This window comes from Cytobacillus sp. QJM3NY_8 (assembly GCF_056173585.1).
Genome location: NZ_CM149681.1, coordinates 117,684 through 137,323, shown reverse-complemented (window position 1 = coordinate 137,323; position 19,640 = coordinate 117,684). Strand labels below are relative to the sequence as shown.

General features: G+C 44.0%; 18 protein-coding genes and 2 other annotated features. All 18 genes read right to left on the bottom strand.

Annotated elements, in window-relative coordinates; genetic code table 11:
- Nucleotides 1-6 precede the first annotated feature (6 nt).
- Entirely contained in the window at nucleotides 7-3,606 is a 3,600-nt protein-coding gene (gene rpoC, locus AC0VZ9_RS00680) for a DNA-directed RNA polymerase subunit beta' (RefSeq protein ID WP_019382782.1), read from the bottom strand.
- 130 nt (nucleotides 3,607-3,736) lie between these two features.
- Nucleotides 3,737-7,291: a DNA-directed RNA polymerase subunit beta gene (gene rpoB / locus AC0VZ9_RS00675; protein ID WP_386850234.1), complete on the bottom strand. Its 3,555-nt coding sequence runs from the start codon at nucleotides 7,289-7,291 to the stop codon at nucleotides 3,737-3,739.
- 373 nt (nucleotides 7,292-7,664) lie between these two features.
- Nucleotides 7,665-8,267: a class I SAM-dependent methyltransferase gene (locus AC0VZ9_RS00670; RefSeq protein WP_009336553.1), complete on the bottom strand. Its 603-nt coding sequence runs from the start codon at nucleotides 8,265-8,267 to the stop codon at nucleotides 7,665-7,667.
- Nucleotides 8,268-8,568: 301 nt separating this feature from the next.
- Nucleotides 8,569-8,934 (bottom strand): 50S ribosomal protein L7/L12, encoded by a 366-nt coding sequence (gene rplL, locus AC0VZ9_RS00665; protein ID WP_009336551.1) that lies wholly within the window; start codon nucleotides 8,932-8,934, stop codon nucleotides 8,569-8,571.
- A gap of 57 nt (nucleotides 8,935-8,991) precedes the next feature.
- Entirely contained in the window at nucleotides 8,992-9,492 is a 501-nt protein-coding gene (gene rplJ / locus AC0VZ9_RS00660; protein WP_009336549.1) for a 50S ribosomal protein L10, read from the bottom strand.
- 33 nt (nucleotides 9,493-9,525) lie between these two features.
- Nucleotides 9,526-9,665: a sequence feature (ribosomal protein L10 leader region), on the bottom strand.
- Nucleotides 9,666-9,715: 50 nt separating this feature from the next.
- Nucleotides 9,716-10,459, bottom strand: coding sequence for a 50S ribosomal protein L1 (gene rplA / locus AC0VZ9_RS00655; protein ID WP_026041788.1), 744 nt, complete (start codon nucleotides 10,457-10,459; stop codon nucleotides 9,716-9,718).
- Between the two features lie 236 nt (nucleotides 10,460-10,695).
- Nucleotides 10,696-11,121: a 50S ribosomal protein L11 gene (gene rplK / locus AC0VZ9_RS00650; protein WP_009336545.1), complete on the bottom strand. Its 426-nt coding sequence runs from the start codon at nucleotides 11,119-11,121 to the stop codon at nucleotides 10,696-10,698.
- A gap of 209 nt (nucleotides 11,122-11,330) precedes the next feature.
- On the bottom strand, nucleotides 11,331-11,864 hold the full coding sequence (nusG, locus tag AC0VZ9_RS00645) for a transcription termination/antitermination protein NusG (RefSeq protein ID WP_009336543.1): 534 nt from the start codon (nucleotides 11,862-11,864) through the stop codon (nucleotides 11,331-11,333).
- A gap of 132 nt (nucleotides 11,865-11,996) precedes the next feature.
- Nucleotides 11,997-12,179 carry a preprotein translocase subunit SecE gene (gene secE / locus AC0VZ9_RS00640; protein WP_009336541.1) on the bottom strand — a complete coding sequence of 61 codons (183 nt, stop codon included), beginning with the start codon at nucleotides 12,177-12,179 and terminating at the stop codon, nucleotides 11,997-11,999.
- A gap of 135 nt (nucleotides 12,180-12,314) precedes the next feature.
- On the bottom strand, nucleotides 12,315-12,458 hold the full coding sequence (rpmG, locus tag AC0VZ9_RS00635; protein ID WP_009336538.1) for a 50S ribosomal protein L33: 144 nt from the start codon (nucleotides 12,456-12,458) through the stop codon (nucleotides 12,315-12,317).
- A 99-nt stretch (nucleotides 12,459-12,557) separates the two neighbouring features.
- The gene (gene sigH, locus AC0VZ9_RS00630) at nucleotides 12,558-13,214 is read right to left on the bottom strand and encodes an RNA polymerase sporulation sigma factor SigH (RefSeq protein WP_009336536.1); all 657 of its coding nucleotides are present in this window, start codon (nucleotides 13,212-13,214) and stop codon (nucleotides 12,558-12,560) included.
- A gap of 70 nt (nucleotides 13,215-13,284) precedes the next feature.
- Entirely contained in the window at nucleotides 13,285-13,794 is a 510-nt protein-coding gene (locus tag AC0VZ9_RS00625) for an NYN domain-containing protein (RefSeq protein ID WP_009336534.1), read from the bottom strand.
- A 2-nt stretch (nucleotides 13,795-13,796) separates the two neighbouring features.
- The gene (gene rlmB, locus AC0VZ9_RS00620) at nucleotides 13,797-14,540 is read right to left on the bottom strand and encodes a 23S rRNA (guanosine(2251)-2'-O)-methyltransferase RlmB (RefSeq protein WP_009336532.1); all 744 of its coding nucleotides are present in this window, start codon (nucleotides 14,538-14,540) and stop codon (nucleotides 13,797-13,799) included.
- Nucleotides 14,537-14,962, bottom strand: a complete 426-nt coding sequence (locus tag AC0VZ9_RS00615; protein WP_019382778.1) for a Mini-ribonuclease 3 — start codon at nucleotides 14,960-14,962, stop codon at nucleotides 14,537-14,539. The genes rlmB and AC0VZ9_RS00615 overlap by 4 nt, the downstream gene beginning before the upstream one ends.
- Nucleotides 14,963-14,965: 3 nt before the next feature.
- Entirely contained in the window at nucleotides 14,966-16,369 is a 1,404-nt protein-coding gene (cysS, locus tag AC0VZ9_RS00610) for a cysteine--tRNA ligase (protein ID WP_009336528.1), read from the bottom strand.
- Nucleotides 16,350-17,018 (bottom strand): serine O-acetyltransferase, encoded by a 669-nt coding sequence (gene cysE, locus AC0VZ9_RS00605; RefSeq protein WP_009336526.1) that lies wholly within the window; start codon nucleotides 17,016-17,018, stop codon nucleotides 16,350-16,352. Before cysE ends, cysS begins: the two co-directional genes overlap by 20 nt.
- Before the next feature lie 127 nt (nucleotides 17,019-17,145).
- Nucleotides 17,146-17,374: a binding site (T-box leader), on the bottom strand.
- 43 nt (nucleotides 17,375-17,417) lie between these two features.
- Nucleotides 17,418-18,875 carry a glutamate--tRNA ligase gene (gene gltX, locus AC0VZ9_RS00600; protein ID WP_071157969.1) on the bottom strand — a complete coding sequence of 486 codons (1,458 nt, stop codon included), beginning with the start codon at nucleotides 18,873-18,875 and terminating at the stop codon, nucleotides 17,418-17,420.
- Nucleotides 18,876-19,153: 278 nt separating this feature from the next.
- A complete protein-coding gene (gene ispF / locus AC0VZ9_RS00595; RefSeq protein WP_009336523.1) occupies nucleotides 19,154-19,639 on the bottom strand; it encodes a 2-C-methyl-D-erythritol 2,4-cyclodiphosphate synthase in 486 nt (161 codons plus the stop codon).
- Between the last annotated feature and the right edge of the window lies 1 nt (nucleotide 19,640).

Sequence of the window (19,640 nt, the reverse complement as noted above, 5' to 3'; positions counted from 1 at the left end):
ATAAAGTTATTCTACAGTAACAGTATTTTCAGCAGTTTCCTCATTTGTATAAGGCTCTGCTCTTCTATAGCGCTGCATTCCTGTTCCGGCAGGGACAAGCTTACCAATAATTACATTCTCTTTCAGGCCAAGAAGCTCATCGCGCTTGCCTTTAATCGCTGCATCGGTAAGAACTCTTGTCGTCTCCTGGAAGGATGCTGCTGATAAGAATGAATCTGTTTCAAGAGATGCTTTTGTGATACCAAGGAGAACCGGACGTCCTGTTGCAGGCATTTTGCCAGCAAGAAGGGCTTTTTCGTTGGCATCTGTAAATTGATGGATATCAAGCAGAGTACCTGGCAGTACATCTGTTTCTGCTGCATCAATTACACGCACTTTGCGAAGCATCTGGCGTACCATTACCTCGATGTGCTTATCGCCAATTTCAACACCCTGCATGCGGTATACCTTCTGAACTTCACGCAGCAAGTATTCTTGAACAGCTGTTACATCTTTTACTTTAATTAACTCTTTAGGGTCAATAGAACCTTCAGTCAATTCCTGTCCACGTACTACTTCATCGTTTACAGCTACTTTTAAGCGGGCTGTATAAGGTGCTGTATACGTCTTGGACTCCACTTCACCCTGAACAACAATCTCATGCTGGCGGTCACGGCCTTCATTGATGCCAACTACCACACCATCAATTTCAGAAATGACTGCCTGACCTTTAGGGTTACGCGCTTCGAAGATTTCCTGGATACGCGGTAAACCTTGAGTGATATCGTCTCCTGCTACCCCACCGGTATGGAACGTACGCATTGTTAACTGTGTACCTGGTTCACCGATGGATTGGGCAGCGATGATACCTACTGCTTCACCAACTTCAACCTCTTGTCCGGTTGCCAGGTTGCGGCCGTAGCACTTTTTACAAACCCCATGACGTGTGTTGCATGTGAACGCGGAACGGATCCATACTTTTTCGATGCCGGCTGAAACAATTTCAACTGCAATATCTTCAGTGATCAATCCGTTTTCAGCTACAATCACTTCATTTGTCTCAGGATGTTTGATATTTCTTCTTGCATAACGGCCAATCAGACGCTCTTCAAGCGCTTCAATGACTTCAGTACCATCTTTAAGAGATGCGATCAGCAATCCGCGGTCAGTTCCACAATCATCATCACGAACGATGACATCCTGTGCTACGTCTACCAGACGGCGAGTCAGGTAACCTGAGTCAGCTGTTTTAAGGGCTGTATCGGCAAGTCCTTTACGGGCACCGTGTGTAGAAATAAAGTACTCGAGTACTGTTAAACCTTCACGGAAACTTGATTTAATCGGTAATTCAATGATACGTCCAGCCGGGTTGGCCATGAGTCCGCGCATACCAGCTAACTGAGTGAAGTTGGATGCGTTACCACGGGCACCGGAGTCACTCATCATGAAGATTGGGTTGGATTTATCCAATGACTTCATCAATTTTGCCTGGATATTATCCTTCGCTGCACTCCAGATTGAAATAACACGATCATAACGCTCATCTTCGGTAATAAGTCCGCGTCTGAACTGTTTCATGACATTATCAACCTTGCTTTGTGCTTCGTGGATAATTTCCTGCTTCTCGCCCAATACCACGATGTCAGCTACACCAACCGTGATGCCGGCTTTTGTGGAGTATCTGAATCCAAGATTTTTCATGCGGTCAAGCATTTTAGACGTTTCAGTGATTTTAAAGCGTTTGAAGACTTCCGCAATGATGTTTCCAAGGATCTTTTTCTTAAACGGATCTACTAGAGGCATTTCCTTGATAACAGCAGCTACATCAGTAGCAGGCTCTACAAAGTATTTCTCAGGAGTTTCAATCTCAAGGTTTTCTTTTGTAGGCTCGTTGATGTATGGGAATGTCTCAGGCAGAATCTCGTTGAAAACAAGCTTACCAACCGTAGTTAATAAAAGCTTTTTATTTTGTTCTTCGGTGAATGTCTGGTTATTCAAGGATCCAGCATGGACAGCTACTCTTGTATGCAAATGAACATAGCCGTTCTGATAGGCAAGCAGTGCTTCACTTGTATCATTGAAGATCATGCCTTCTCCGACAGCGCCGGCTCTTTCAAGTGTCAAGTAATAGTTACCTAATACCATATCCTGTGAAGGAGTAACAACTGGCTTACCGTCTTTCGGGTTCAGGATGTTCTGTGCTGCAAGCATCAGCAGGCGGGCTTCTGCCTGTGCTTCTGCTGAAAGCGGCACGTGAACAGCCATTTGGTCACCGTCAAAGTCTGCGTTGTATGCAGTACACACAAGCGGATGAAGACGAATAGCGCGTCCTTCCACCAATGTCGGTTCAAATGCCTGAATGCCCAGTCTGTGAAGAGTTGGGGCACGGTTAAGCAATACAGGGTGCTCTTTAATGACACTTTCAAGAACATCCCAAACTTCCGGCTGCACTCTTTCGATCTTGCGTTTTGCAGACTTGATGTTGTGGGCTAAGCCTTTTTCCACCAATTCCTTCATAACGAATGGCTTGAATAATTCCAATGCCATTTCTTTGGGAAGTCCGCACTGGTACATTTTTAAGTTTGGTCCTACGACGATAACCGATCGTCCAGAATAGTCAACACGCTTACCAAGCAAGTTTTGGCGGAAACGCCCCTGCTTCCCTTTAAGCATATGCGACAGGGATTTTAACGGACGGTTTCCTGGTCCTGTTACCGGTCTTCCGCGGCGGCCGTTATCGATTAGCGCATCTACTGCTTCCTGAAGCATGCGCTTTTCGTTTTGAACAATAATGCTTGGAGCACCAAGGTCCAATAGACGCTTTAGGCGGTTGTTGCGGTTGATTACACGGCGGTACAGATCATTTAAGTCGGAAGTGGCAAAACGTCCGCCATCCAGCTGTACCATCGGACGAAGTTCCGGAGGAATAACCGGAAGAACGTCAAGAATCATCCAGGATGGTTCATTTCCGGAGCCACGGAAAGCTTCAAGAACTTCCAGGCGCTTGATAGCACGAGTGCGTCGCTGGCCCTGGGCAGTTTTCAGTTCCTCTTTAAGGGTATCTACTTCTTTGTTGAGGTCTATGTCAGAAAGAAGTTTCTTAATGGATTCAGCACCCATGGATGCCTGGAACTTGTTTCCATACTTTTCACGGTATGCACGGTATTCTTTTTCGGAAAGCAGCTGCTTCTTTTCAAGAGCCGTATCGCCAGGATCCGTTACAACATAAGAAGCGAAGTAAATAACTTCCTCAAGTGCACGCGGAGACATGTCCAGCACAAGACCCATACGGCTTGGGATGCCTTTGAAGTACCAAATGTGGGATACAGGGGCTGCAAGTTCAATGTGGCCCATTCTTTCACGGCGCACTTTTGCACGTGTTACTTCAACGCCGCATCGATCACAGACAACGCCTTTGTATCGAACACGCTTATACTTTCCGCAGTGACATTCCCAGTCTTTTGTCGGTCCGAAAATGCGTTCGCAGAATAAACCGTCTTTTTCTGGTTTTAATGTACGATAGTTGATCGTTTCAGGCTTCTTAACCTCACCATGTGACCAAGAACGTATCTTATCCGGTGAAGCAAGACCTATTTTCATATACTCGAAATTATTTACATCTAGCAAGGGGCCTACCTCCCTTTTGATCTCCGGGTTTTACCCTTATTGCTCAAACAGCAGCAAAAGTGCCAATAATATCCCCAGCAGCCTCCGCCATTTAGGGCGGAGCGCCCAGGGATTAAGGATTTATATTAAATTATTCTTTCGTAACTACCTGTTCTTCATTTTGCGTTTCCGGAGCGATTGTCAATGATTCAGCCTGCTGAACATCATCTTCATCTTCCAGGTCGCGCATTTCAATTTCTTCTTCATCGCCAGAAAGGATCTTAACATCCATACCTAAACTTTGAAGTTCTTTGATTAGTACCTTGAATGATTCCGGTACGCCCGGTTCAGGAACATTCTCGCCTTTGACGATTGATTCGTAAGTCTTAACACGTCCAACGACGTCATCGGACTTAACCGTTAAGATTTCCTGAAGTGTATAGGCAGCACCATATGCTTCAAGTGCCCAAACCTCCATCTCACCGAAACGCTGTCCGCCAAACTGAGCTTTACCGCCCAATGGCTGCTGCGTAACAAGAGAGTAAGGTCCTGTTGAACGGGCATGGAGCTTATCGTCAACCATGTGCGCCAGTTTGATCATATACATGACACCTACTGATACGCGATTGTCAAACGGCTCGCCTGAACGTCCATCATAAAGGACAGTCTTAGCATCACGCGCCATGCCTGCTTCTTCGATCGTTGCCCATACATCTTCCTCGCGGGCACCATCAAATACAGGAGATGCTACGTGAATGCCCAATGCTCTGGCAGCCATACCAAGGTGAAGCTCAAGCACCTGTCCGATGTTCATACGCGATGGAACCCCGAGAGGGTTTAACATGATGTCTACTGGGGTGCCATCCGGCAGGTAAGGCATGTCTTCTTCCGGTAAAATACGGGAGATAACACCTTTGTTACCGTGGCGTCCGGCCATCTTGTCACCTTCAGAGATTTTACGCTTCTGAACGATATATACACGCACAAGCTGGTTAACACCTGGAGGAAGCTCATCTCCATCTTCTCTGTTAAATACTTTAACATCGAGTACGATACCGCCGCCGCCGTGTGGCACACGAAGGGAAGTATCGCGGACTTCACGAGCTTTTTCACCAAAGATTGCGTGCAATAGCCGTTCTTCAGCTGTTAGTTCCGTTACCCCTTTAGGAGTTACTTTACCAACAAGAAGGTCGCCATCTTTTACTTCCGCACCTGTGCGGATAATTCCGCGTTCGTCCAGATTGCGCAGTGCATCTTCCCCAACGTTAGGGATATCTCTTGTGATCTCTTCAGGTCCAAGCTTTGTATCGCGTGATTCTGATTCATATTCTTCAATATGGATAGATGTATAAACATCATCTTTTACGAGGCGCTCACTCATAATGATCGCATCCTCGTAGTTATATCCATCCCATGTCATAAACGCGACGAGAACGTTGCGTCCAAGCGCTAATTCACCAAGTTCCATGGAAGGTCCGTCAGCAAGGATTTCTCCTTTAGTTACACGGTTGCCTACAGCAACGATTGGGCGCTGGTTGTAGCAAGTTCCCTGGTTGGAACGGATGAATTTAAGCATTCTGTATTTATCAAGATCGCCTTTAACTTCCTGGCCATCCACGTTTTGAATGCGGCGAACCCAAACTTCGCGAGCTTCTACGTGCTCAACGATCCCCTCATGCTTACAGATGACTGCAGCACCTGAGTCTTTACCTGATACATATTCCATACCAGTACCAACTCTTGGCGCTTCCGGCTGCATCAAAGGCACAGCCTGACGCTGCATGTTCGCTCCCATCAGGGCACGGTTGGAGTCATCGTTTTCCAGGAATGGGATACATGCCGTCGCAGCAGAAACTACCTGTTTAGGCGATACATCCATGTAGTCAACACGGTCTCGCTTCACAACTGTGTTTTCACCTTTGAAACGGGCAACTACTTCTTCGTCAAGGAATGAGCCATCTTCACCAAGAAGTGCATTCGCCTGGGCCACTACATAGTTATCCTCTTCATCAGCTGTCAGATAGTCGATGCGGGATGTAACTTTTCCGGTCTCAGGGTCAATTCGGCGATACGGTGTTTCGATAAATCCGAAACGGTTTACCTTCGCAAATGAAGATAAGGAGTTAATCAAACCGATGTTTGGTCCCTCCGGCGTTTCAATCGGACACATACGGCCATAGTGAGAGTAGTGAACGTCACGTACTTCGAAGCCGGCACGTTCACGTGTCAGACCACCAGGTCCTAACGCAGAAAGACGGCGTTTATGTGTCAGTTCAGCGAGCGGATTTGTCTGGTCCATGAACTGGGACAACTGCGAGCTTCCAAAGAACTCTTTAATTGACGCAATAACAGGACGGATATTAATCAGCTGCTGAGGCGTAATGGTATTTGTATCCTGGATGGACATTCTCTCGCGGACCACACGCTCCATACGGGAAAGACCGATGCGGAACTGGTTCTGCAATAGTTCTCCGACTGAACGAAGACGTCTGTTTCCAAGATGGTCGATATCATCTGTATCTCCTACAGAGTGCAGAAGGTTAAAGAAATAACTGATTGAAGCAATGATGTCAGAAGGTGAAATGTTTTTCACTGCTTCTTCAACATAAGCATTGCCAATTACATTGATGACTTTTTCGCCATCTTCATTAGGCGCGTAAATCTTAATAGACTGAAGCAGCACTTCATCATCTACAACTCCGCCTAAAAGGCTTACGGTTTTAAAGCCGATATCCTTCTCCAGGTTAGGAAGGATCCGGTCTAAAGTGCGGCGGTCAAGCGTAACGCCTTTTTCCGCAATGATTTCGCCAGTTTCTGGATCCACAAGCGTTTCAGCCAGTTTTTGACCGAACAGGCGATTTTTGATATGAAGCTTCTTATTGATCTTATAGCGTCCAACATTCGCCAGGTCATAGCGCTTTGGATCGAAAAATCTTGAGACAAGCAAGCTTTTCGCATTTTCAACCGTTGGCGGTTCGCCCGGACGAAGGCGCTCATAAATTTCAAGCAGCGCTTTCTCTGTACTTTCAGTATTATCTTTTTCAAGAGTGTTGCGAATGTACTCGTTGTCTCCAATCAAATCGATGATCTCTTGATCAGAGCCGAACCCAAGTGCACGCAAAAGAACCGTAACGGGCAGTTTCCGAGTACGATCTATTCTGACGTATACGACGTCTTTGGCATCTGTTTCATACTCAAGCCAAGCGCCGCGGTTCGGGATTACGGTTGCTGTAAAGCCTTTTTTCCCGTTTTTATCAAGCTTTCCACTGAAATATACGCTCGGTGAACGTACTAACTGGGATACAATGACACGTTCCGCTCCGTTAATAACGAACGTACCTGTCTCTGTCATAAGCGGGAAGTCACCCATAAAGACATCCTGGTCTTTAACTTCGCCTGTTTCTTTGTTTACAAGACGCACTTTCACACGTAAAGGTGCAGAATATGTAACATCTCGTTCTTTCGATTCCTCAACGGAATATTTTGGTTCGCCAAGGCTGTAATCAATAAATTCAAGCGACAAATTACCAGTAAAGTCTTCAATCGGAGAAATATCATGGAACATTTCTCGTAAACCCTCATCAAGAAACCATTGATAAGAAGAGGTTTGGATTTCGATTAGATTTGGTAATTCTAAAACTTCACTGATTCGTGCGTAACTTCTACGTTGGCGGTGTCGTCCATACTGAACTAGTTGACCTGTCAACTGATTCACCCCTCAAATCAAGCGTTATTGTTGCTAATAGCAATTTATATCATCTTATAAGAAAAGCTATAGAGCGCCTGCCTATCGGCAACAAGCAAAAGAGCCGGAACCGATGGCGCAAAGTGCCGCCAGCGAACTGGCTTAGAAGCTGGACTTTTCCCGAAAAAGTACAGGGACATAAGCCAAACCTCCATTCTTATAAGACAAAAAGAAAAAGGGTTTTCACTTCAAAAACCACATTTTCACAATACGACTATTATTTTGTTAGCTTTTCCATTAAAACCAAATTTATACAACTATTAGATAAATTTAGTTATAAATAGAAATATAATATGTTGGCATTTTACAATACTATCATAGCAAAAAAGTCAAGTCAATCTTTTTTTGCTCTTAAAATAAAATAGCCTTTTTTCTTTTCTGCTGTCTCTACTTCACCGAATAACTCTGTCAGTTTATCTATGGCAGATGGTGCACCCTGCTTTTTCTGGATGACAACCCATAGCTCACCTCCAGAAATCAGCGAATGAAAACTTTGTTCAAATATATCATGAACAACCTTTTTCCCGGCGCGGATCGGCGGGTTTGTCAGAATGGCCGCAAACTTATTTCCTTTTGTATTTTCAAGGCGGTCACTTTCATAGATTTGCACATTTTTAATGCCGTTCAATTCAGCATTTTCTTTCGCAAGTCCAAGCGCCCTCTCATTTACATCAACCATATGAACTGTCCGTTCAGGCATCAGCTTTGCTGCAGTCAGCCCAATGGGCCCGTATCCGCAGCCTACATCAAGAATGTTACCTTCAGCTTCCGGCTCTTCAAAAGTCTCAATTAATAACCTTGAACCAAAATCCACTTCACCCTTTGAAAAAACACCATTATCTGTTTTAAATCGGAATGGATACTCCTTTAGAGTATAACTCCAGGTTTTAGGGCTGCTTTCAACTTTTTGCGTTTGGGAATAGTAGTGTTCAGACATGAAATCACCTCCAGGGAGAATATATAAGAAGAAAATAGGAGAATCACAATTAAGTGGTTTCGAAGGAATTATATAGGATTGCCCATCAAAAAGCAAAAAGTAAACAGAAAAGCAGAAGCGCCCTTCCCTTCCCCGACACCTCGAGGGAACAGGCTCCTCCGTAACACGATGCTTTTAGTCGTACGATGATAAAGCTGACGAAGCGTTCCTTGTTTAGCTGGACAGTACCTTCAGATTAAAGTTATAGATTTTACAGCAAAACAAAAAGCCCGCTTAAGCAGCGGACTTTTCATAAATGTTATTACTTAACTTCAACGCCAGCTCCAACTTCTTCAAGCTTAGCTTTAACTTCTTCAGCTTCTTCTTTAGAAACGCCTTCTTTAAGAGCTTTTGGAGTGTTGTCAACAAGTTCTTTTGCTTCTTTAAGTCCAAGACCTGTGATTTCACGTACCACTTTGATAACTTTGATTTTTTGGTCGCCTGCAGAAGCAAGAACAACGTCAAATTCAGTTTTCTCAGCAGCAGCGTCTCCACCAGCAGCTCCGCCCATTACAGCTACAGGAGCAGCAGCAGTTACACCAAATTCTTCTTCGATAGCTTTTACTAAGTCGTTAAGTTCTAAAACAGTCATATTTTTAACTGCTTCAATGATTTGTTCTTTAGTCATGATTATGTTTCCTCCTTATTTTTGGTTTGAATCTATTAGTTTAACGCTAAAATCAACTTACGCGCCTTGTTCTTCTTTTTGATCTGCAACAGCTTTTGCAGCAAGAGCAAGATTGCGGATAGGTGCTTGAAGTACGCTGAGTAGCATAGAAAGCAAGCCTTCGCGTGATGGTAGTTCAGCAAGAGCTTTGATATCTTCTACTGAAGCGACATTTCCTTCGATTACACCTGCTTTAATTTCAAGTGCTTCATGCTTTTTCGCGAAATCATTAAGGATTTTCGCTGGAGCAACTACATCTTCTGTGCTGAACGCGATTGCGTTAGGTCCAGTTAAAGCTTCGTTTAAACCCGAAAGTTCAGCAGCTTCAGCAGCACGGCGAGTCATTGAATTCTTGTATACTTTGAATTCCACGCCAGCTTCACGAAGCTGTTTACGAAGTTCAGTAACTTCAGCAACAGTAAGACCACGGTAGTCAACAACAACTGTTGATAAACTTGATTTAAGCTTATCAGCAATTTCTTCTACGATTTGTTTCTTTTGTTCGATAACGCTGCTCATCCTTACACCTCCTGTAGAATTTCTACATTCATACCGTCCAATAAAAAACCTCCACGACTTTGCAGACATGGAGGAAGTATACAATAGCAAGAAAAAGCAATTCTATCGTAATACCTCGGCAGGAAATTAAGCAATTAAGCACCTGCTGTCTACGGCACAAATGTTATTATATTTTAACAACAAAATACATATTACAGCATGTATTTTAGAATGTCAATTGTTATTATTTTACTGCAACAGATGAAGGATCTACTTTTACGCCAGGTCCCATAGTAGAAGTAACAGAAACGTTCTTCATGTAAGTTCCTTTAGCAGCAGCAGGCTTCACTTTCATCATTGTATCGAAAATAGTGTTGAAGTTTTCAACAAGCTTTTCGTCTTCGAAAGATACTTTACCGATTGGCACGTGGATGTTACCAGCTTTGTCAACACGGTATTCAACTTTACCTGCTTTGATTTCGTTAACTGCTTTTTGAACGTCAAAAGTAACTGTGCCAGTCTTAGGGTTTGGCATTAAGCCTTTAGGTCCTAATACGCGGCCAAGTTTACCAACTTCACCCATCATGTCAGGTGTAGCAACGATTACATCAAAGTCGAACCAGCCTTGGCTGATTTTGTTGATGTATTCAGAATCACCTACGAAATCTGCTCCAGCAGCTTCTGCTTCTTTCGCTTTTTCACCCTTAGCGAAAACAAGAACGCGCTGAGTTTTACCAGTTCCGTTTGGAAGAACAACTGCTCCACGGATTTGCTGGTCAGCTTTCTTAGGGTCAACTCCCAGACGGAATGCTACCTCAACAGTTGCATCAAATTTTGCAAAATTAGTTTTCTTCGCAAGTTCAATCGCCTCAGCAATTGGGTAAGCTTTTGAAGAATCAACAAGCTTCACAGCTTCTGCGTATTTCTTACCTTTTTTAGCCATTTTTATTTCCTCCTTGATTGTGGTTTTAGCGGAATAACCTCCCACGAGTAAAAGCGGAGGCGCCTCGGTCAGCCCCGACAAGCATAAGACGAGCCTCACTGAAAGGTGATCTTTACCTTTCCGGGAGGATTAGCTTATGACTCGAGGGGCTAGGCGCCGCAGCTAGACACTAAAAGCGGAGGCGCCTCGGTCAAAGGCGCCTGCTCTAGACAGAACAAAGGTTGCGAGTGAAACAAAATTCAGCGTCGCAACCTCATCCCTAAATCTGCTTCGTGCATGGATTAGTCCTCGATAACGATACCCATGCTGCGTGCAGTACCTTCAACCATACGCATTGCAGCTTCTACACTAGCAGCGTTTAGATCAGGCATCTTTGTTTCAGCAATCTCGCGTACCTTGTCACGCTTGACTGTTGCTACTTTATTACGGTTTGGTTCACCAGAACCAGACTCGATTCCAGCCGCTTTCTTAAGAAGAACTGCAGCAGGAGGAGTTTTCGTAATAAATGTAAATGAACGGTCTTCAAAAACCGTGATTTCAACAGGAATGATTAAGCCAGCTTGTTCAGCTGTGCGAGCGTTAAATTCCTTACAGAATCCCATGATGTTAACACCTGCTTGACCTAGTGCCGGTCCTACTGGTGGTGCAGGGTTTGCTTTACCTGCAGGGATTTGCAGCTTTACAAGTTTGATTACTTTTTTAGCCACGAGACACACCTCCTTAAAGTCCGTGATGTGGTAATAGGGAAAATTCCCTCCCACTCAACTTATAGTCTTTATATTAAGATAAAGAACTTTTAACAATTGTCCAGTCTCTTTGTCCGAGACATACTGACCTTTGAAATATTATCACTTTTCAAAGGCAATTTCAAGTTTTTTTACAAAGATATATAAAAGTACTTTCAGCAGACTGCTTCTTACAGTTTTTCAATCTGTGAAAAATCTAGTTCAACCGGAGTGTCACGGCCAAACATGTTGACAAGCACTTTAATCTTCGCCTTATCTTTATCAATATCTTCAATGGTGCCTGTGAAGTTCGCAAACGGACCTTCTTTCACCTGAACTGTTTCACCGATCTCAAAGTTGATATCAAAGCGTGCTTCTTCAACACCCATATGCTTAAGGATGTTCGTAACTTCTTCCGGCAATAGTGGAGTCGGCTTTGAGCCAGAACCTGCTGAACCTACGAATCCAGTTACACCCGGAGTATTTCTTACTACATACCAGGAATCATCCGTCATCACGATTTCTACTAGTACATAACCAGGGAAGACTTTGCGCTTCACTACTTTTTTCTTGCCGTTTTTCAATTCTGTTTCTTCTTCTTCCGGAACTACCACGCGGAAGATCTTATCTTGCATACCCATTGATTCAACACGTTTCTCCAGATTGGCTTTGACTTTATTTTCATAGCCGGAGTACGTGTGAACAACATACCAATTCTTTTCCATTTACGAGGACTTGTTCGTCCTTCCCTCCCTGTATTCAACAATTTATTATTTTTGACCAAATTAAAAAACCCGTTTCCGGGCTTTGCAAATGTTTCCTGTGTTATTCTCCATTATACCATGGAAACTCAGGGGTTATTCAAGAATTAAACGAATCAATTCAGAAATTCCCAGGTCAATCACCGCAAAAAACAGAGCGAAGAACGTAACCGTGGCAAGAACGGTAACAGTATAGTTTGTCAGCTCTTTGCGTTTAGGCCAGCTGACCTTTTTCATTTCCCGGCCAACTTCACGGAAAAAATTCACGATGCGCTGCATTTCGTAACCCCCAACTTTCAAGAGATGTACCCTTTAACAAGAAGCGAAAGCGGCTTCAAAATCAGACCAATCTTCCAGTCTGCATAAAACGCTCAGGCTTCTGCTATTAAAAGAGCAAACTTCTTATCTATATAATCACTTTGTTTCTTTATGGATCGTATGAGCGCTGCATGTGCTGCAGAACTTCTTCAGTTCCAGCCTTGCAGAATCATTTTTGCCCGCAGTGGAATAATTTCTGGAACCACATACAGAGCAAGCCAAAATTACCTTTTTAGTCATATTTCCACCTACTAAGTCACATTACGCCCTTAAAACTTTAACACGCACCCCAAAACATGTCAATAACTGCAAAAAAAGCAAGGTGTTGGGATATTCTGTCTATAGGGAAAATTCACGCACTTCCAAATATCTTTCCAGCTTTCTTTTCACCCGCTGCAGGGCGTTGTCAATCGATTTAACATGGCGGTTCAGTTCTTCGGAAATTTCCTGATAGGACTGCCCATCCAAATAAAGGGCAAGCACCTTTCGTTCAAGGTCACTCAGAAGCTCTGACATTTTCACTTCAATGTGATCAAATTCTTCCTGGTTGATAATAAGCTCTTCAGGGTCCATAACCTTCGCCCCAGAGATTACATCCATAAGCGTCCTGTCCGATTCCTCATCATAAATGGGCTTGTCCAAAGACACATAAGAGTTCAGCGGAATATGCTTTTGGCGGGTCGCTGTCTTGATGGCGGTTATGATTTGCCTGGTGATGCACAGTTCGGCAAACGCTTTAAATGAAGACAGCTTGTCCTCTTTAAAATCGCGGATCGCCTTGTATAAGCCGATCATTCCCTCTTGTACAATATCTTCTTTATCTGCGCCAATCAAAAAATAGGATCTTGCTTTTGCCCGGACAAAATTGCGGTACTTATGAATCAGATAATCAAGGGCCTCACTCTCGCCCTTATGCACGAGCTCAACTATTTCTTCGTCCTCAAGCTGGATAAAGTCTATAAGATTTTCGTCGATTGTCTTGAAGTCAGCACTCACTAGGATCCCCCCGACCGTACAAGCATGGTTAGAAATATTATACAGCACGGATTTTTCAAGCGTCAACCGCTCATTGTCCTCCTCTGCGCCATTTTTCAAAAATTTCTGCCACTTCATCACTGAGAGGTATCTTGGATACAGGCTTTTTCTGCTGAATTTTTTTTACTTTTTTTTCGATGCTGCTTTCAATCAAATTCATTTCATTGAGCAGCTCCCTTGCTGATTTTCTTAGAGCTCCCTGGCCAAATATGACCCATTGCTCTGTGAAATCGGAGGTTGCCACATGAATTTGGGTTTTAATATTACTGAGATCAATAGCCAATTTTTCAATGCGTTCATCGGCCGTCTCATTATTTCTTGTAAAAATAACTTCGACCTTTGAATCCTTAAACTTTTTTTCCGTGCCCTTTACATAATGGGCATCAAACACGATAATCACTCTGTACCCGGAATATCCCTGGTACTCGGCCATTTTTTCAATCAGGCGGTCTCTTGCTGACGATAAATCCTTGTTTTTGAGCTCCCTGAGTTCTGGCCAAGCACCAATTATGTTGTATCCATCAACAAGAAGGATGTCCATTTCTATCCCTCAAGCGGGTGCCGTTTCCGATAAACCTCATACATGAGCAGCGCAGCAGCAACTGATGCGTTAAGGGAAGTAACGTGTCCAGCCATCGGCAGGTTAATAAGAAAATCACATTTATCGCGAATCAGGCGGCCCATCCCTTTACCTTCGCTTCCAATTACAAGACCTAAAGGCATCGTTCCATCCATCTGACGGAAGTCTTGTTTCCCTTTTGCATCGGTACCGGCAATCCAGACGCCTCTTTCTTTTAATTCATCAATTGTTCTGGCCATATTCGTAACCCGGACAACCGGGATATACTCGATCGCTCCTGTTGAGGCTTTGGCTACTGTTGCCGTGAGCCCGACCGCTCTTCTCTTCGGAATAATGATCCCGTGCGCCCCGACTGCATCTGCGGTTCTCATGATGGAGCCAAGATTATGGGGATCTTCTATCTCATCCAGCAGCAAGAAGAAAGCTGCTTCATTTTTCTTTTCTGCAGCAGCAAACAAATCGTCGATTTCTGCATATTGATAAGCAGCAACCTGTGCAATAACACCCTGATGATTCCCCTCTGCCATCCCATCTATTTTTTTCTTGGGAACGAACTGGACCAGTACCCCGGCGGACTTCGCCAAACCGATTACCTGCTGCATCTGCCCGCTTTGCGAACCTTCTGCAATGAATATCTTATTAATATCCCTCTCTGACTTTAATGCTTCAATAACGGGATTTTTCCCGATGATAAAATCCTGGCTCACTTTGCCGCTCCTCCTTTCCTTTTCTCAACTAAATGTATGGATTCCAGAATCAGCTCTTCCATCCGCTCCTGTCTTTTCGACAAAAACAGATAGCCGATAAGAGATTCAAAAGCTGTGCTGTATCTGTATGTTTGGACATCTGTATTTTTCGGCACCGATCCGGACTTTGCATTTCGCCCCCTGCGGACTACTGCCAGTTCTTCCTCCGTCAGCCGTTCAGAGTCAATTAATTCATGAATGATTATGGACTGGGCTTTTGCAGAAACATATCGGGTTGCCTCCTTATGGAGAAAATGGGGCCGAACCCGTCCATTCTGAAGGAGATGGTGGCGTATATAGGTTTCAAATACCGCATCCCCCATATACGCCAAGGCAAGACTATTCAATTGTTTTTCATCTATTTTGTTTTCATAGTGAAGCATTGCTTAGCCTCTTTTCCATCTGATTCCCTGCGGTGTATCTTCAAGGATAATATTCATCTCTTTCAGCTGATCGCGGATTTTGTCTGCCAGTTCGAAATTACGCTCTTTTCTGGCCTGCTGCCTCTGCTCAATCAGCTGTTCGATTTCCTCATCCAGAAGGTCAGCATTTGTTTCTTCAAGAGAAAGGCCCAATACGTCAAACAGCGTTTCGAATTCTTTCGTGAAAGCATCAATCACTTCAACAGCTGTGTTTTTCTCCATCAGATAATAATTCGCAAGCTTAGACAGTTCGAACAAAATAGATACGGCATTGGCTGTATTGAAATCATCATCCATATCTTGAATGAACTGTTCATGTAGAGAGGTTATTTTATCCAGCCACTCCTGATTATTATCAGTCAGGTTCACACTTGCTTCTTTGCGATGCTGCAAATTGTGATAAGACGTTTTAATGCGCTCGAGCCCTGTACGGGTATTTTCAAGAAGCTCATCACTGTAGTTAATCGGATGTCTGTAATGTACGGACAGCATGAAAAATCTTAGAACCTGCGGGTCATGCTTTTGGATAATGTCATGAACCAGGACGAAATTCCCCAGTGATTTAGACATTTTTTCGTTGTCGATATTAATATAGCCATTGTGCATCCAATAGCGGGCAAACGTTTTGCCTGTCAATGCTTCCGATTGGGCGATCTCATTTTCATGATGCGGGAAAGACAGATCCTGTCCGCCGGCATGAATATCAATTGTGTCCCCGAGGTATTTCCTTGCCATAGCCGAGCACTCAATATGCCACCCCGGCCTTCCCTGTCCCCAAGGGCTCTCCCACGCGATTTCCCCTTCCTTCGCTGCTTTCCAAAGAACAAAGTCGAGAGAATCCTGTTTCTTTTCGCCGACCGCAATGCGGGCACCGACCCGCAACTCATCAATGGACTGATGGGACAGTTTTCCGTACTCATCGAACTTACGGGTATGGTAATAAACATCCCCTTCTGATTCATACGCGAAGCCTTTATCAATCAATGTCTGGATAAACTCAATAATGATATCGATGCTTTCTGTCACTCTCGGGTGGACATCAGCCTTTCTGCAGCCCAGTGCAGAAACGTCTTCGAAGTAGGCATTAATGAATCGTTCCGCGATGCTTGGAACATCCGTTCCCAGTTCATTGGCTACGCGGATCAGCTTATCATCCACATCAGTAAAATTGGATACATACTGAACATCGAAGCCGCGGAATTCAAGATATCTGCGCACAGTATCAAATACAATTGGCGGGCGCGCATTCCCTATATGGATATAGTTATAAACGGTAGGACCGCACACATACATTTTCACTTTTCCCTCTTCTATGGGAATAAAATCTTCTTTTTGACGAGTAAGTGTATTATAGATTTGAATGGCCATGAATCTGGCTCCTTTCTTTCCTCAACGTTTCGACTTCGCCTTTTAATTCCTGCAGCTCCTTCTCCAATTCCTTAAACCGGTCTGCAATTGGATCGGGAAGATCACAATGATTTAAATCCTTGCTAATTTTTACTCCATCCCGGACTTTCACTCTTCCAGGAATGCCGACTACGGTTGAATTGGGCGGAACCTCATGAAGGACAACAGAGCCTGCCCCTATCTTAGAATTCTCTCCAATAGTAATGGAACCCAAAACCTTCGCACCAGTCGCGATCAGCGCGTTGTCCTTAATTGTAGGATGCCGCTTGCCTTTTTCCTTTCCGGTTCCCCCAAGTGTCACACCCTGGAAAACAGTTACATTATCACCGATTTCACAAGTTTCCCCGATGACAACCCCCATGCCATGGTCGATAAAAAAGCGTCTGCCGATCTTAGCTCCAGGGTGAATTTCAATTCCTGTGAAAAAGCGGCTGACCTGGGAAACAACTCTTGCAAGAAAATAAAACTTCCTTTTAAAAAGTGCGTGGGCTATGCGATGCGACCAGACAGCATGCAATCCTGAGTATGTTAATACTACTTCCAAATAACTTCTTGCTGCCGGATCCTGTTCAAATACCACTTCGATATCTTCCTTCATTCTTGCAAACATTGTTCATTTCCCCTCCCGACATAGATCTCGATCTCTTTTTTTATTTTTCTAAAGCTTTTCCCCTATAATATTTCTCTGCCCATAAAAGTAGGTTTTAAAATATAAAAAAGCGCCTCTGCCACAATCGGACAGAGACGCTTTATGCGCGGTTCCACTCTGTTTAGGCTTCAGAAGCCTCAACTTTAACTTGTTAACGGATAAGTTCCGCTCAAATCTACTAGGAAACATGGGCATCCGTTCAAATTGAGGCTCTGAGGCGCACTTCGGAAAAAGGAGAGGCTTAAACCACTTTCAGCCGGTGATGGTTCTCTCTAAAAAGCATCTTTTTTCTTACTTTTCCTCTTCAACACTTTTCGATATAGAATTTACTTAATACTATATTACATTTTCTCCAAGATGTTAACCAATAATGCTCATTAATCGAGTTTTTACTTTTTCTTTTCCTAAAAGCTCGATGGCCTGCGGCAGATCAGGCCCATGGGTTTGGCCAGTAGTAGCTGAACGGATTGGCATGAACAGTTTCTTGCCCTTGTGGCCTGTTGATTTTTGCACAGCCTTCATGGCCGCTTTAATTTCATCCGCTTTGAACTCTGACATATTGTCAATTTCCTGCAGGAAAGCAGACAGCACTTCAGGAACCTGCTCTTCAGCCAGAACTTCCTTCGCTTCTTCATCAACTGTCATTTCTTCTGTAAAGAACAGTTCTGAAAGCTCAGCAATTTGAGCGCCATAGCTCATTTTTTCCTGATAAAGAGTGATCAGGCTTCTAACCCAATCTTCATTTTCCTGCTTCCAGTTTTCACTGATCTTACCTGCCTTTACCAGGTGAGGGGCTGAAATGGCCACCAGACGGTCTTGATCAAGCTTCTTCATGTACTGGTTATTCATCCACTCAAGCTTCTGCTTATCGAAAAGGGCAGGAGATTTTGATAATCTGCTTTCATCAAAAATATCAATGAATTCTTCTTTGGAGAAGATTTCTTCCTCGCCTGCAGGAGACCACCCAAGCAGAGCAATAAAGTTAAAGAGCGCTTCCGGCAGATAGCCGAGCTCTTCATACTGCTCAATGAACTGGATAATTGTCTCGTCCCGCTTGCTCAGTTTTTTGCGGCTTTCATTGACAATCAGCGTCATATGGCCAAACGTCGGAATGTCCCAGCCTAATGCTTCGTATATCATCTGCTGCTTAGGCGTATTGGAGATATGGTCATCTCCGCGCAGGACATGAGAAATTTTCATAAGGTGGTCATCCACTGCTACGGCAAAGTTATAAGTAGGAGTGCCATCCTTTTTGACAATGACAAAATCGCCAAAGCCTTCAGATTCGAATGACACTTCGCCTTTTACCATGTCATTGAATGTCAATTCCCTGCCTTTTGGCACTAAGAAGCGGATGCTTGGCTTTCTGCCTTCTGCTTCCAGTGCAGCTCTTTCATCCTCTGTCAGATGACGGCATTTTCCTGAGTAAGCAGGAGTATCGCCTTTTGCAGATTGAGCTTCTCGCTCTGCTTCCAGTTCCTCTTCCGTACAATAGCATTTATAGGCATGCCCTTTGTCGAGCAATTCCTTGTAGTATGTTTCATAGATATGATTTCTTTCAGATTGGCGGTATGGGCCAAATTCGCCTTCCTGGTCGATGCTCTCGTCCCAATCCATGCCAAGCCATTTTAAATAGTGAAGCTGGCTTTCTTCGCCGCCTTCAATATTCCTTTTCTTATCTGTATCCTCAATGCGGATGATGAATTTCCCGCCTTTGCTTCTTGCAAACAAATAGTTGAAAAGCGCCGTTCTTGCATTTCCGATATGCAAATGTCCAGTCGGACTCGGAGCATAGCGGACGCGGATTTCATTTGACATACTAACTGCCTCCTTAAAATCTTAACGATAAAGTGAAACTCAATCAGTGGTACAACTATGGGGATTTGTTGCTGATACAAACGATAGAACACTTTTTTGCTCATTTAGCCAGCTTTCCCGCTACTGATTGCTGGTTGAACCAATCGGGCCTATACGGGCAGTTTGACTCCCGCGTATCTCCCTTGGAATCCTTTGAGTCCAAAATCGGGAGTCTTACTGCCCATTAGACTGCAATAAGCTATATTTTAACACTCAGGTTTTTCTTCTGAAAGGTAATTTTACTGGCTCTCTTTCTTTTTCAGCAAAACAGCGGCCTGGGAGGCGATTCCCTCCCCCCGTCCTGTAAATCCAAGCTTTTCTGTAGTTGTTGCTTTCACATTAATATTTTCTTTCCCGGTTTCCAGAAGCTCTGCAATCCGCTCCTGCATTTTCCCGATATGAGGAGCCATTTTCGGCTTCTGGGCAATGATGGTGCAGTCTGCATTAACCAGCTCATACCCTTTTTCTTTTACGATTCCCCACACATGCGCGAGCAGCTTCGCAGAATCGGCATCCTTGAATTCAGGATCAGTATCAGGAAAATGCCGACCAATGTCTCCTTCTCCAATTGCTCCAAGGCAGGCATCGGCCACTGTATGCAGCAGGACATCTGCATCTGAATGCCCCAGCAGCCCTTTCTCATATGGTATTTCAATACCCCCGATAATCAGCGGGCGTCCTTCTGCAAACTGATGAACATCAAAACCTTGTCCAATCCGAAACATT